14 protein-coding genes are annotated in these 14,977 nt (G+C 36.3%); 4 read left to right on the top strand and 10 right to left on the bottom strand.

Annotated elements, in window-relative coordinates:
* Positions 1-381: 381 nt before the first annotated feature.
* From ACZ9AO_RS14875 to ACZ9AO_RS14865, 3 genes are all read right to left on the bottom strand, one after another.
* Complete coding sequence (locus ACZ9AO_RS14875; protein WP_476109348.1) at positions 382-1,701, bottom strand: UDP-glucose dehydrogenase family protein; 1,320 nt, start codon at positions 1,699-1,701, stop codon at positions 382-384.
* 1 nt (position 1,702) lies between these two features.
* Positions 1,703-2,608: a UTP--glucose-1-phosphate uridylyltransferase GalU gene (gene galU, locus ACZ9AO_RS14870; RefSeq protein ID WP_476109347.1), complete on the bottom strand. Its 906-nt coding sequence runs from the start codon at positions 2,606-2,608 to the stop codon at positions 1,703-1,705.
* Between the two features lie 993 nt (positions 2,609-3,601).
* Positions 3,602-4,960 (bottom strand): IS1182 family transposase, encoded by a 1,359-nt coding sequence (locus tag ACZ9AO_RS14865; protein ID WP_476109346.1) that lies wholly within the window; start codon positions 4,958-4,960, stop codon positions 3,602-3,604.
* 767 nt (positions 4,961-5,727) lie between these two features.
* On the opposite strand from ACZ9AO_RS14865, the gene ACZ9AO_RS14860 reads away from it, so the two are divergent.
* The 3 genes from ACZ9AO_RS14860 (at position 5,728) to ACZ9AO_RS14850 (ending at position 8,580) form a co-directional block, all read left to right on the top strand.
* Complete coding sequence (locus ACZ9AO_RS14860; protein WP_063593631.1) at positions 5,728-6,201, top strand: NUDIX hydrolase; 474 nt, start codon at positions 5,728-5,730, stop codon at positions 6,199-6,201.
* Positions 6,201-7,148 carry a glycosyltransferase gene (locus tag ACZ9AO_RS14855; RefSeq protein ID WP_476109345.1) on the top strand — a complete coding sequence of 316 codons (948 nt, stop codon included), beginning with the start codon at positions 6,201-6,203 and terminating at the stop codon, positions 7,146-7,148. The genes ACZ9AO_RS14860 and ACZ9AO_RS14855 overlap by 1 nt, the downstream gene beginning before the upstream one ends.
* A gap of 643 nt (positions 7,149-7,791) precedes the next feature.
* Positions 7,792-8,580, top strand: a complete 789-nt coding sequence (locus ACZ9AO_RS14850) for a HipA family kinase (RefSeq protein WP_134781740.1) — start codon at positions 7,792-7,794, stop codon at positions 8,578-8,580.
* 61 nt (positions 8,581-8,641) lie between these two features.
* Here the strand turns inward: ACZ9AO_RS14850 and ACZ9AO_RS14845 are convergent, their stop codons facing one another.
* Positions 8,642-8,965, bottom strand: coding sequence for a hypothetical protein (locus ACZ9AO_RS14845; RefSeq protein ID WP_476109344.1), 324 nt, complete (start codon positions 8,963-8,965; stop codon positions 8,642-8,644).
* Between the two features lie 51 nt (positions 8,966-9,016).
* Positions 9,017-9,166, bottom strand: coding sequence for a hypothetical protein (locus ACZ9AO_RS14840; RefSeq protein ID WP_476109343.1), 150 nt, complete (start codon positions 9,164-9,166; stop codon positions 9,017-9,019).
* Between the two features lie 558 nt (positions 9,167-9,724).
* On the opposite strand from ACZ9AO_RS14840, the gene ACZ9AO_RS14835 reads away from it, so the two are divergent.
* Positions 9,725-10,378 (top strand): 2OG-Fe(II) oxygenase, encoded by a 654-nt coding sequence (locus tag ACZ9AO_RS14835; RefSeq protein ID WP_048680894.1) that lies wholly within the window; start codon positions 9,725-9,727, stop codon positions 10,376-10,378.
* Between the two features lie 233 nt (positions 10,379-10,611).
* Here the strand turns inward: ACZ9AO_RS14835 and ACZ9AO_RS14830 are convergent, their stop codons facing one another.
* The 5 genes from ACZ9AO_RS14830 to ACZ9AO_RS14810 form a co-directional block, all read right to left on the bottom strand.
* Positions 10,612-11,391, bottom strand: a complete 780-nt coding sequence (locus ACZ9AO_RS14830) for a hypothetical protein (protein ID WP_048680891.1) — start codon at positions 11,389-11,391, stop codon at positions 10,612-10,614.
* A gap of 520 nt (positions 11,392-11,911) precedes the next feature.
* Complete coding sequence (locus tag ACZ9AO_RS14825; RefSeq protein ID WP_476109342.1) at positions 11,912-12,337, bottom strand: VOC family protein; 426 nt, start codon at positions 12,335-12,337, stop codon at positions 11,912-11,914.
* A 391-nt stretch (positions 12,338-12,728) separates the two neighbouring features.
* A complete protein-coding gene (locus ACZ9AO_RS14820) occupies positions 12,729-13,157 on the bottom strand; it encodes a DoxX family protein (RefSeq protein WP_048680878.1) in 429 nt (142 codons plus the stop codon).
* Between the two features lie 71 nt (positions 13,158-13,228).
* A complete protein-coding gene (locus tag ACZ9AO_RS14815) occupies positions 13,229-14,080 on the bottom strand; it encodes a M56 family metallopeptidase (RefSeq protein ID WP_476109341.1) in 852 nt (283 codons plus the stop codon).
* Complete coding sequence (locus ACZ9AO_RS14810) at positions 14,080-14,496, bottom strand: BlaI/MecI/CopY family transcriptional regulator (RefSeq protein ID WP_476109340.1); 417 nt, start codon at positions 14,494-14,496, stop codon at positions 14,080-14,082. Before ACZ9AO_RS14810 ends, ACZ9AO_RS14815 begins: the two co-directional genes overlap by 1 nt.
* Positions 14,497-14,977 lie beyond the last annotated feature (481 nt).

Genomic DNA, 14,977 nt, shown 5'->3' with positions numbered 1-14,977 from the left:
GTGCAAATAAATGATCTCCTTTCATGCATAGTAAGCAAATTTCCTGGACCTTTTCAAGTATATTATGCAGGACTCTCTAGGTACGCATGGACTAATAACATACAGTAAAGCTAAATGGCAGAGAGTATGCGTTTGTCTAATACAAAGGGGGATTTAAGTAGGTGCCATGACACAAGATCATTTACAAACAATGATAATAAAAACAACATGTTATAGTTGATGTTAATCTAAGGTTTTAATCGTCGATGAAGATTTTTCTTCTATTTAAGAAATATAAAAAAGCACCCAAGATACGATCAAAGGTGCTGCATTGCCGGTTTAAACCTAATATATGTTTTCAACATGTCTGAGTTAAAGAAGTGTTAGAAAATTTTTTTCGCTTTATGTCATTCCAATAACAATCGCTGGTCTTCCTATTGGGTAATATTCAATTTTCTTGCAAGCTCTGATTCGATCTTCTTCAAGACAATTTCTACCATCAAAAACGATTGGCCGTCTCATTGTTGTCATCAATGTTTTCAAATCTAAAAGTCTAAACTCTTTCCATTCGGTAACAATGAATACAGCATCCGCATTCACTGCCGCTTCGCGGACTGTGCTGGCAAATCTGATTGTATCCCCTAATATGTTCTTCGCATTATCCACTGCAACCGGATCATAAGCTACGACTTCTGCTCCATGTTTGGTTAATGAACGCGCAATTTTGATTGATGGAGCTTCTCTCATGTCGTCTGTCTCTGGCTTGAATGCGAGACCAAGCATTGCAACTTTTTTCCCTTTTAAATCTCCTAAGCGATTTAACGCTTTGGTTACAAGAAGCTCCTGCTGAAAATCATTGATCGCTACTGTTTCTTTTAACAGGGAAAAATGTACTCCATTTAAATTGGCAGTATGCAGCAATGCTTTAACATCCTTTGGAAAACAAGATCCTCCATAACCAATGCCAGGCTGTAAAAAAGCTTCTCCGATCCTTTTATCTTTTCCCATTCCCTTTGCTACATCTTTAACATCTGCACCCACTACTCCGCATAAATTGGCAACTTCATTGATAAAGCTAATCTTGGTCGCCAAAAAGGCATTAGATGCGTACTTAATCATTTCCGCACTTCGAATGCTTGTTAGTATAAATGGTACATTTAATGGACGATACATTTCTTGTACTATCTTAGCAGCCTCATCATTTTCAGAACCGATTATGATTCGATCTGCTTGCATCGTATCCATGACGGCAGACCCTTGTCTTAAAAATTCAGGATTTGATACCATATTAAAGGTAACACGTTCGTTACAATGTTCTTCAATGATGCTTTTAATAAAATCATTCGTACCAACAGGCACAGTACTCTTTATAACGACTACGGAACTCTGTACCAGGTTCGCAGCAATATCCTTCGCGGCCTGCACAATATAAGATAAATCTGCTCCCCCATCCTCCATTTGCGGTGTTCCTACGGCAATGATGATAATCTCGGCTCCATTTAGCGCTTCTCGATGAGATGTAGTAAATAGCAGTCTACCCGCTGCAGCATTTTGAATAAGCAAATTCTCCAGACCGGGTTCATATATTGGAGAAATCCCTTGACGTAGGCTTTTAATTTTCTGTTCATCTGTATCGATACAAATGACATTATGACCTATTTCTGACAAACAAACACCAGTGGACAGCCCGACATAACCTGTACCCAAAACAGCTATTTTCATATTATTCAAGCTCTCTCTTTATAATTTGGAGGTTTTCTTTCTTATTTACATCCCTTAAATAGGAAAGTACCTCGTCTCTTATATCATCCCTGCGCAAAGCAAAGTCTATTGTTGCCTTAATGAATCCAACTTTATCACCAATATCATATCGGTTTCCCTCAAAGTTATATGCTAATACGGCCTGCTGTTTATTTAGCTCATTAATGGCATCAGTAAGTTGTAATTCATTACCGTGTCCAACCGGAAGCTTGGAAAGCGTTTCAAAAATCTCGGGTCTAAAAACATAACGCCCCATTATCGCATATCTGGAAGGCGCCTCTTCCCTTTTCGGTTTTTCCACTAAAGAATCAATATGAAAAAGGTTTGGCTCAATCATTATCCCTTTTGGCTTAATAATTCCATATTTACTGACATCCTTTTCCAGAACATTTTGAACAGCTACGACGGAACTGTTGCAATACTCAAAAACACTGATGATTTGTTTCAGACAGGGTGTTTTAGACATAACGATGTCATCCCCTAACAATACGGCAAAAGGTTCATTTCCAATGAAGCTTTTAGCACAGAGAATTGCATGTCCTAGCCCCATCGGTTCCTTTTGGCGGACATAATAGATATTTGCCAAGCTGGATATTTTCTGAACTTCCTCTAAAATATCGAGCTTATTTTTTCTTAAAAGTGCATCTTCCAACTCATAGGATTTATCAAAATGATCCTCTATTGATCTTTTTCCTCTACCGATTATGATAATTATTTCCTCTATGCCCGAAGCTACTGCTTCTTCAACAATATATTGAATGGTTGGTTTATCAACAATCGGCAGCATTTCCTTAGCCTGAGCTTTTGTAGCAGGCAAAAATCGGGTCCCTAGACCTGCGGCCGGAATAATGGCCTTTCGAATTTTCATAAGCTGCCTCCCTTTTGTCATTCATTAATCCTTTATATGCAATAGGACAACTTACGGTCTAGTTAGTAGCCCAATTAGTCCATTTTTATTTAACAGGGACCAGTAGGCTATATATGGAAGAATTCCAATCTGGCTGTGGCCGGGCGTCGCAGCCTGTCGGTTAGTGCCCTTTAAAAACTCCATTACACTTTTTATGTAATGGAGTTTGAAATGATCGATATACGGTTTGGATAAACCAATGTGGAGCTTTTTGCGGTACAGTAGCCTAAACGATTTCCTTTTCTCTTTCTTTGAAAAATCCCAGCTATCAGAAATGAGAGCAACAAATTCTTAGATTAATATAATGGGTATCGAAAGACCAGCTTTTAATGACAAATCCTTTCCGTTCCACTTTAAATCAAAATATATGATGGACTGTATTCATGATTTTGAGGGGGAAATTTTCAAATGAAAAGGGAGATTTTTTAACCTCCTCCATTTTTAATAAGAGTACGATCCATGTTGAATGGATATAGTTAAGGAATTTTATTAACTACTCTTAAACTCTTATCATCCTTGTAAAGGTAATGCATCACTATTACTTTCTCCGTACATGAAGAGCAAAACTTGGCATATTGGATACAATTCTAATGAATCATTCCACTCTAATTGCAACCTTCGGCTAGTTCCCAGTGGGCGCCATCGACACAAGGTATCGATTTCTGCGAATACGCCCTACACCCACAACTTCGATAACTTTGAAGTTGGTTTCTATATCTTTTGAAGAGTCTCAAATAATTTGGGATGCGCATTTTCCGCAATGGAGTGGGGAATACTGTGAAACCGGCTTTCGATGGAACTAGTTTTCAAAAAAGAAGAAGAGGCTTTAACAGCCTCTTCTTCTCAGTTTGTAGACAAAAGGGGTTCGGAATTAAAAAATTCTGAACCCCTTTTGAAATTCCCTTTGAATTTTCGCCTAAAGTTAAGAGATTGGGGCTCTACGAGCCCACTATGTTAGGCCATTTTTGGACCTCGCCATGTCCAATTGGCCATCTTCTTTAAATTAATGGCAGCGAAAGTAAGCATCGCCTGCATCGACAATTTTTTAAGTCCCCTTAAAGTAGTCCAACGCATACCATGCTTTTCTTTTGCATCTGCGAATACACGCTCAATCGTTTCTTTACGTTTTGCATATATAGGTTTTACATCTTGATGATGACGCAGATGATCTGCTTCTTCCACATGTGTTTGCCAGATATGCCGTGTCACCACTTTTTGACAGTCTTTGCTTTCTGTACACCGAGATAAAAATGAGCATGTTGTACAAATTTGTTTTGGCGATTTGTACTCGCGATAGCCCTCTTTATTTGTTGTTGAGTACTTTAAAGTTTCGCCCGAAGGGCAAAGGTAACAATCAAAATGTTCATCGTATACATAGTCCTGTTTGCGGAAAAATCCTTCTTTGGTGCGAGGACGTGTATAAGGTAAAGCCGGCATGATTTCTTTGTTAAATAGGTTGCTTGTAATCGCTGGTGTTTTATAAGCTACATCTGCGGCAACGGCTTCCGGTTTTCCAACTTTCTCAATCACTTGTTCAACTAGTGGCTCTAAGATCTGACTGTCATGTATATTTCCAGGTGTTACAATCGTTCCCAATACAAAACCGTTACGGTCTGCGGCCGCGTGGAATGAATAGGCAAACTGTTTTGTTCGTTCATCTTTCACATAGTAGCCACTCTCAGAATCCGTTGTACTTTCTTTAATCTCTTTGGTCTCTTCTTTATCAAATTTATCTGGTGGAAAAGGCTTTTTTCCATGGTTTTCACGATCTTGATTGATTTCTTCTTGAAGACGTCCTTGATACGCTCGTGTTTCTTTACGAACGATTTTCTTTTCAAATTTCCGTTTATTCGCACTGGCTTTCACATGTGTGGAATTCACGAAAACGTGTTCAGCACTTATTAACTTTTTATTAGCAGCTGTCATTAAAATGCGATAGAAAATCTGTTCAAACAGGTCTGTATCTTTAAAGCGTCGCTCATAATTTTCCCCGAACGTAGAGAAATAAGGTACTTTATCATGGAAACCATAGCCTAAGAACCAACGGTAAGCCATATTAGTTTCAACTTCTTCAATCGTTTTACGCATGGAACGAATACCGAAGGTATATTGAATGAAAGTCAGTTTAAATAAAATAACTGGATCAATACTTGGGCGTCCTACCTCTGAATACATATCTTTCACCAAGTCATAAATGAAAGTGAAGTCAATGGCAGCCTCCATTTTACGAACCAAATGGTTCGGTGGCACCAGTTGATCTAAAGTAATCATTTCAAGTTGATCTCGCTGAATAGAATCATGTTTAGAAAGCATCCTCATCACCTCAAGTTTTAATACTTCTATTTTAAAACAAAAATGACTCCAGGCAAAAGTGTTCTATCTAAAAGGTAAGACAAAGTTGATTGGAACGGAAGGTACGAGACTCCTGCGGGAAAAGCGCGTCTAGGGGAGACCCCGCAGGCGAAAGCCGAGGAGGCTCCCCGACCGCCCGCGGAAAGATGGTCCCCTACGTTCCAATCAACGTCCAAATTGTACAAGCCATAAAAATAGACAAACTCGATTTTCATCGAGTTTGTCTACAGTCTGAGAAGAAGAGGCTTTAAAAGCCTCTTCTTCTTTATTTAGTTTCATCTTCATTTTTACTGCTATTTGCTATAAACATCGCAATTTGCGCCTTTTTTTCTACATCTAAATCAAGTGTATCGATTATGCTAAAAGGTGATTTTAAAGTGTATCGATTATGCTAAAAGGTGATTTTAATAAGAGGGGTTGTGGTTGTGGTTGTGGTTGTGGTTGTGCAATCTTCGTAATTTCTTGTAAGATTTTATCTGAAGTTTGATCTTGTTGTTTAATTAACTGATTCTGAAGTTGAATCTGAAGCTGCTTCTGTTGTTCTTCTTGGAGTTCGAGTTTGACTTGAATTTTTTCTAGTGGTTGCGAACGCTTAGATATTTCATGTAAGACTTTATCTAAATGCTCATCTTGTTGTTTAGATAATTTATTCTGAAGTTGAAATCTTTTCCATTTTGCATTTACTATAAAAGTGGATTAACCAGAAAAGATCAGAAAGGAGACTTGAGATGGGATACATTGAAGATTTACGTGCTCTCGTTGGAACCAGAGCTTTGATACTTACTGGGGTCACCGTTTTGGTTATCGATCAGAACAGCCGTTTTCTGATGGTACAATCCGAAAAGATGTGGAAATTGCCGGGCGGCTTCATCGAATTAGGAGAATCTGCGGAAGAGGCATGCAGACGTGAAATTTTGGAGGAAACAGGAATTAACATCGGCAACCTTCAATTAATCGGCGTTTTTTCAGGGAAGGACTATTTTACGAAGCTGCCTAATGGTGATCAATACTTTTCAGTCAACATTGCTTACGTTACCGAAGAAATACTCAGCGGAGATTTAAAACCAGATGATATAGAAATACAAAAAGTACAATTTTTTAAATGGTCCGCTTTTCCGAAAGATCTTTCTGAACGAGATCGACAAATATTTCAAAGTTTTATCGAAAATTTGATTTTAGAGAGAAGAAAGGGATTGAAATAGTGAAGACAATCGCTTTTTATATTAGAGAGCCTATAAAAATCAATCAAGGATTTATGTACAATCAGATCATTATGCTGGATCAATATCGTCCTATTGTTATAGGACCTTACCCAAATTGCGACAATGTTCAATATCAGTTTGAACACTATTATAATTTGAACGAAATTCAAGACCTTGGAGCCTTCTTTAAGGAGCAAAATGTCGTCGCGATTCACGCTCATCAGGGGAAACATTCCATCGATATATTACCAGCAGCTATAGAGTATGATATTCCTTTGGTTGTACATTTTGGAGGACGTGATTCTTCCACTCAAACATATAAGAGATTTCGCAAAAATGTCCTCCGATATCAAAATTTAGTAAAACATGGAGCTGCTTGTTTTACGGTTTGCCATTTTCTGAAAGACGAATTAAAAAAATTAGGATTTAAAGAAGATAAAATACATGTATTATATGGTGGCCTAAATTTAGATTTATACCCATATGTCCAACGTTCCCTGCCTAAGGAAGGAGAAATCCGAATATTGTCTGTTGCCAGACTTGTCGAGAAAAAAGGATTCCTTACACTTTTGAAGGCCTTTCAACGGATTCATCAGGAATACCCAAGAACGACACTTCACATCATTGGGACAGGTGAAGATGGCGATGTAGAAGGGATTCCAAATGCATTAAAAGAAGCCATGGCAAGTGGTTTACCAGTCATCTCCACCTTTCACGGTGGGATTCCGGAATTGATTGAGCATAAAAAAACAGGTTACCTTGTTCCTGAGAAAGATGATTTAAAATTGGCTCAAGGTCTAAAATATTTCCTGAGTCATCCAAGAGTATGGAAGAGATATACCAGAAGTGCAAGACAGGTAATTGATGAAAATTTCGATTTGAATAAACAAATCATCGAACAACAAAGGCTATACAGCTTAATAGAAAAAAACAACGAAATTAATTAACCATGAGTCAGTCCAAAATAACCTGTTGAGCTCGTAAAATCATTAATTTGTGGAAAGGTACATGTCATTCTTTTTAGCGATGGTAAAAAGTTTGTAATTAAATGAATGGCACTGAAAATAAAAGAACCAATAATAGTAGTAATTGAGTATGTGTGCAATAAATTAGCAATGTTCCTTCCTTTTGTCCCCGTCGGACTAATTTATACCCAAGACGAAATCATAAAAATACTCCCATTACATTCCAAAAATACAAATTTAGTTCAGATCCACTATTCGTGTTTATTTATCGAAAATAGTATATTACTAGAACTTAGTGAAGGCGCCAATTTTGTCTATATGATTGATCCCAGAATTCGGGTGATATCGTAGTATGTAAAAATGAGTTCTCAGGTACTGTATCAGTTACCAAGAAACTTATCCATTTGCCTTCTCTATGCTAAATGAAGGGATTTAACATCATTTGTATTCCTTCCCAAAGGAAGAAAGTGAAGCGCTGTACAAATTTCTTTTTAGAAAAGAAAAGTCATTTACCGAAACTTATAACTAATTTCATCAATCAATACAGAAGCAATAATGTTAATAAAAAAGATAAGGTGAAAATGAAAAAGAGCTAGACAAATATTTTTAAAGGAGACAAAGTGATATGACAAAATATCCAGTTCGATATGTACAAACATTAAGGGGCGGAACCGCACATGTCATTCTTTTCAGCGATGGTAAAGAATATGTCGTGAAGTGGTTCGATACTAAGAAAGGCAGAGAAAAGGAAGTGGTCAATGAATACCTGATCGGAAAGTTGGCAGAGCTCCTTTCACTTCCCGTTATCCCATTTGATCTTGTATATATACCGGAAGATTTCATCAAGAAGACGCCTGAATTACAATCCACTAAACACAACTATAGTTCTGGATACCAATATGGCTGTGTATTTATTAAAAACAGTACCGTTTTCGAGAATGTTAGAGAAAATCCTCCCACAAAGACGGATGTTAAAAACCGGGATATGCTTGCCGGTATAACGGTATTCGACCAATGGGTGAATAACTCTGATCGAGGTACGATGAATGTCATTTTGGAAAATCTCAGCGATGGCGGCTATTATGTCCATATGATTGATCATGGCAGAGTTTTTCCAGGACGCTACCAATGGTCTGCTCAAACGCTAAGTGAAACACCAGTATATAATTACCATTGGCCTTTTTATAAGTGGGCCTTCTCTCTTCTCGATGATCACAAAGAGCTTACATCGTTTATAGAAAAAATTGTGAAATTGCCGAACAAATCGATCTATCAAGTAATCGAATCCATCCCTAAAGAGTGGAATGTGAAAACGAAGGATAGAGATGCTCTCTACAAGTTTCTTTTAGAACAGAAAAATAAATTGCCTGAAATCGTTGAACGTATCATCCAGCATCATAGCAATCCCAAATAACGCTGGTTTTTCCATAGAAAAAAGTAACTCTTATTTGCTTTAAAGGAGTTACTTTTTTTATTTATAAATTTTTCCATTCTATATAGGATTCGGGATCCATTTCTTTTAACTCTTCCAAGAACATTGGTAATAAACCTAACTTTTTTAGACCTTTGAATATCAACTCTGGCTTGTTTCGAATCCGTGTAAAGGAGCTATAATGATCTATTACTTTTAATTCATCTTCCTTAGTTACAATAATGTGGCGCAAATCGGCATCCAATCTGGTAAACTTTAATCGCTTCATTTCTTTTAAAACAAAAAGAATTTGCCTCATCAATTTTTCGGATAGGATCCCCCCAGATTCTAAATATTGAAATAAAGTTGGCCCTTCAAGATATTCCATAATAATATAGTTATGCCCCACCTCATAAAGCCGTGGAATAGCGGGAGACTCCTAGGCAATTTTTAATACATTTCCCTCTTTAGCCGCAAATTCTGGTTTTGCACAAATTTTCACACATTTATCTGAAGAAATTTTAAAAACGGCCCCTTGCGCCCCCTTTCCGATCAGTGGAAACGACGTCGGATTTTTTATAACATCCACTTTTTTAATTCCTTCAGTAACACAGATAGATTTAAAGTCCTACACTTTCAATCACTCCTTAACATTCCCTATCGTACTATTACTTTTTATCCTTTGTCTCTTTTTCTCTAAGATTCTTGGTGATGAATCCTCCGTCCCCTTGTCATTGTGCACATTCTGAAAGAAAACGGCTTTGATTATAGGGTTAAGAGAATAGCTTATATAAACCCTTCTATAATAAAAGAGGAATGATATACCTTTCACAAAATGTGAACAAGCAAGCATCATTTTTACTCTTATTTGAACAGAAGGAAAAATTCACGTAAGGATTTTAGTGAAAATACACACATGAAAATCCATGCAAAGAGACTTGTTCATATTGTGAGCTTCCTATATTTTATGTAAAAGATTAAAGTTTGCTATAGTCAAGCGCCAGTTCATCCAGTAATTTTTACTTGTCGACGGAAATAAGTAACAGATACATAACAATGTTCATGGTATAATTAACATGGGAAAATGCTTACAGAATAATCCAAACTTTTTGTTCTGAAAATTCATTCTTTTGGGAGTCGATGAAAGTTGACAGTGGATAATAAAACAAGTAAAGAACAAACGATTTTTAATCATATTGGAAATAAAATCAAAACGGAAGACAGAGAAATCAATGTAGTTGCTAGATTAGAAGAACCTCTAATTGTAGTTTTAGAAAATGTTTTGAGTGACGAAGAATGTGACGGACTTATTGAATTGTCAAAAGACAAAATGAATCGTTCCAAAATTGGAGTTACGCACGAAGTAAATGAGATAAGAACAAGCAGCAGTATGTTTTTTCAAGAAAATGAATATGACATCCTTACCAAAATTGAAAAAAGGATATCAACAATCATGAATATACCCGTTGAACATGGAGAGGGTATTCAAATTCTTAAATACACTCCTGGACAAGAGTATAAAGCTCATTTTGATTTTTTTACATCTTCAAGTATTGCAGCAAAAAATAATAGAATTAGCACAATCATCTTGTACTTAAATGATGTGGAGCATGGAGGGGAAACTTTTTTTCCTAAATTGAATTTTTCAGTATCCCCGCGAAAGGGAATGGCTGTGTATTTCGAATATTTTTACAACGATAAAAACCTAAACGAACTAACTTTACACGGTGGGGCGCCCGTTATCACTGGGGAAAAATGGGTTGCAACACAATGGATGAGGAGACAGAGTAGCCGCTCATGATGTGTAAACGATAGACTTTAAAAGCCCTCAATTTTAGGTGCCTAATGAACAAAGGCACCTATTCGTTCATTTAAAAATCTCCTATTTAAAATCGCCAAACAAAAAATAATGATCAATAGTCTAAATTGGCACTGTTTCGTCCCATCATACTATTTCCGACGTTTCAAATTACGCTTTTACCCTAGGTTTTTCTTTAGGTTTGATGTAAAAATACCTTTGCATGCATTCACTATTCATTTACCTTTGTTGCTCTTTCTAAAATTATCGTAATCAGTTTTAATGTAATGAAATACCTTCGCGTTGCCATTATGGTCTGGATGAGTTATTTTTAGTAACCCTTTATATTCTGCCAATACTTCTTTATCGCTCGCCATTTTAGAAAGCCCTAATTTTTCACTATAATCATTTGATTGAATAGTGGAGTCAATCATGTAATTGTTTCTGATTTTTTCTTTTAATTTTATCAATTCATTACGTAATTCAATATTTTCTTTTAATAAATCCTTTGATTCATTTTGTAATTCACTTTTCTCATTCTTTAGAATGGCAACTTCCTTTTTGAACATATCCCTTTGCTGAATCAATATTCTTTTTGCTGTCTCATGAAGCTCTTCGATACCTTCTATATGCTTTTCTTGAGCTTGTATTTTTAATTTTAATCGGTGTATGATTTCGTCCTTATTTTGATTTATACTATCATTTATAGCCAGCTTTGAAGCTGTTTCATCGCTTATGTATCCGGTGTTCCTCTTTCCGTTCCCGGCGTATTTAATCTTACCTTCGCCAAGCCAGCGCCTGACAGTCTGTACACTATTACTTTCTGTTACTCCTGCATCTTTTAACATTTCAAATGCTTGATCTGTGTCATCCATTATGTATCCGGTTTTCCTATTCCCGTTGCCTCCCTCATATTTAATCTTACCTTCACGAAGCCAGCGTCTGACAGTTTGTATACTACTGCTTTCTGTTACTCCTGCATCCTTTAGCAGGTCGAAAGCTTGATCTGTGTTCACATTGTTCCCCCTTTCCCCTTATTAAGCAATGAATCGTACTTGGAATGATATGATAGTACCTTATTAAAAGGAAAAATTTTTACAAAGAAGGAGCCTAATCTGTATGTCAATGTTTTAAATAATAGCATAGGCATATTCTAAACAAAGAACAAATAGATGAAGAATATATGACGAATATCACAGGGAGATAACGATAATGTATCAGAGTAAAATTGTGGAACCAGAAAAAAATATCGGTAACTGCGTATTCATGATATCATTGGTGGAGTTCCGAGCAATTTATATACATTCAGATTGAATCTAGAATCCAGTGACAGTGAGAACGGACGCCTACTTAATCTATAAACGTGATGTTACCTTATATGCTTCCGTGGGGGATCTTTTGATGCCCTATGAAAAGAGATAAGAGTCATACTTAAAAATCCCGGTCTCTCAGTGATATTAATGAGAAATCGGGATTTATTTATTCACACATTACAGCTGCAACTATTCACCAAAACAACTGTTATTATTTAACAAATTATTTTTCACCCTCTGTATAAATTTGAAAGGTTACACCGAATTTGTCTGTTACAATCCCATAAGCAGGGCTGAAAAAAGCTTCCTGCAGAGGCATTTTCACTTCTCCACCTTGCGACAAAGTTTCAAAGATTCGTTTTGATTTTTCAATTTCGTTAATTGAAATGCAGATCGTTACTTGATCTCCAGATTGACTGGTTTGACCTGGAAACATATCCGAAAACATGAAGTCCGTTTCCCCAACCTTTAACATTGCGTGTGCCACAAGATCCTTTGCTTCTTCTGGCAGAGGAAATTCAGGATTTTCTGGCATTTCTCCAAAAGTTTGATTAAAGAGGACTTTAGCATCCAATGCTTTTTCGTAAAATTGAATCGCTTCCTTCGCATTTCCGTTCATCATTAAATATGGAGATAATTGCATGGTCATAATTAGATAACTCCTTTTGCTTTGATTTTTTTACTAAGCTTGGAAATTTCCAAGCTTGCTTTTGAACTGTCAATGGCAATAATCACTATACCATTATTACCCATGATTGAATTTTATAACACGGAACATGCGTTCGTCAACGGAAATTTACAGAAAACTATCAAATTTTCTAAATGTTGAATTGAAAATTCCAAGGTTATTGATGTATAGACAAAGTATGTCACGTTATGGCAGTTATGGAAAACTTCTTTTATTCCTGGTTTTTCAAATCATGAAGCATTTCAAATAAGAATAGGTGAAATGCAAAAGACATGACCCTAGTAGATTACCGGTATCATGCCTCAAGAATGCTTGAAAAGTGTTGGAATTTTTGTAATGTCGCTTAATCTTATTAACTTGCTATCATTTCTGAATCCTGTGTTTTTTTTAGTTTTGGTAACTTAGAGTCTATAGATAGGAAGCGGCTTCCATTCAATACTAGGTGAAGGGCAATAATCATAAGAACGAGATCCAGTTCATACCCTGAGCCTTCCCCATTCCCCATAAAACCTGCTGGGAATTTCACATAAACAATTGCACCAGCCATGATGAATACAAGGAGGGCAGAAATTATTCTTGTTCCAAGACCTATTATTAAAGCAATTCCTCCAACCAATTCAATCATACCGACTACATAGGCCATGAATCCCGGAATGCCTATACTTTGAAACCACCCTGAAGTGTTTTCCAATCCACCTTTGAATTTTGACAAACCATGCAAGAAAAATGAAATTCCCAACATAACTCTTAATAAAAAGGTACCGATTTCTTGTTTATTCATGACACATCTCCTTTTTTTATTTTACACTACAAAGTGTAGTGTAAAGTGGAAAAAAAATCAAGTGAAAGTCATCAGACAATCACTATAGTCATTCCTATAAGGATAACCAAAACATAAATGGAAACAAAAATCGTGGTAGTTTCAGCCCTTAAAGGAATTGTTTTATGGGGATCAATTAATTGCTGAAGTCTATAGTTAACTGATTCATTCGAGAAATGAACAAGGATAGGAGAGGATTTATCAGTGCACCCATGTTTAATTAACTTCAATAAAGCGGCACTTATTCCTAATTCAGTCCCCATTTTATGAACCGCATTTTCGTCGGCTGATAATTCACTTATTATTTTGTAATTTTTATGACACCATTTTGTCAATGGGACAAACCATAACGCATTTGAAATCAACTGTAAAATAAAGATGACCAGTGGATCATATTTCTTTTGGTGAAAGGCCTCGTGCTCCACTACCGCTTCTAGTTCATCAAAGTCCAGTAATCGAATTAAACCAGTACTGAACACAATGAAAGGCCGCCTGAAACCAAGCGTAAACGCAAGAGGCTGTTCAGCGTTCACAACTAAGATATCATTGTTGACCCGATTGAATGTTTCATTTACATTCCTTGTCATATCAACGTTTTTTGAAAGAAAAAGCTTTTGTTTAAACCTTCTGGATAAGAAATATTGCTCTGCAATTTTGAATAAGATGCTCAATATACTATAGGATATTATTATACTGAGCAGTGTGACGACCACAAAGTAGTATACTGAATCTTCCTTGAATAAACTAAAACAAAATTTAAAGAAATTAGCTTTAATATTCACGCCAAAAAAGATGTGTACTAAAAAAGCTCCCATTTGGCACCATACCACACAGGCAATTAAAAGACTCAGGCTTATCACAAAATAAGACTTTCTCTTCCACATTATAATTTATCCTTTTTTAACGAATGAATTTTTTGTTCCAATTTTTCAATTAAACCTTGGTCAGCGTCTTTCATGGCATCCAGCATATGGCTTATGACCGCTCCACCAAATTCATCCAGCAAGTTCTCAGTCAGTTTCTTTGACTGCTCTTCAAAAAACTCCTCTTTGGACTGCACCGGGCGAAATAATGAAAGCCTTCCTTCAGACCTCTTTTCAAGAATGCCTTTTTCGACTAAACGATTCATGACGGTCATTACTGTGTTGAAATTGATAGGTTTGTCAAGTTCCAATGATTGTTGAACCGCTTTAATGCTTTGTTCATCTTTATCCCATAAATATTCCATGATATTTGCTTCCAATGGACCAAAGAAACGATTCAGTCCAACTTCATCATATTTAAAATTTTTAATATTCATCCTTTTCCACCTCCCACTACAAATTGTAGTGGAAATCACTGTTACAATCAAGTTTCATCCGGAAGATTTGAACGTTGATTTCCACTCCGGGTACTCGCTTTCACCTCAGGAGTCTCCTAACTTCCGTTTCAATCAACTGAAACGTTTATAAATAAAAAAATGTAGGTAAACTGGATTTTCTTCGAGTTTGACTACAGTCTAAAACGAGCCTTTTACAGGCACGTTTTAATAATTAATAGTAATCCTTTGTCCTCCATTTCCTCAAATTTATAAATGCTTTATAAAAAAAGAAGTCAATTTTATCTAGGGCTTCATTATTTAGATAACCAGCTAAAAGGAACACACAGTACTATTGATTCAATTATAGGGCCAGGTTATGGAGCAGCACAGCTGGGGTATTTAAGCCAAATGTCAGTTATAGTTAGATGAATAAAGGCTGCTGAAGCAGTCTTTATTTAAATGATAAGAAATATATACTTAA

The sequence above is a fragment of the Peribacillus sp. TE19612 genome, from assembly GCF_056279465.1.
This window is presented reverse-complemented; position numbering and strand designations above follow the sequence as displayed.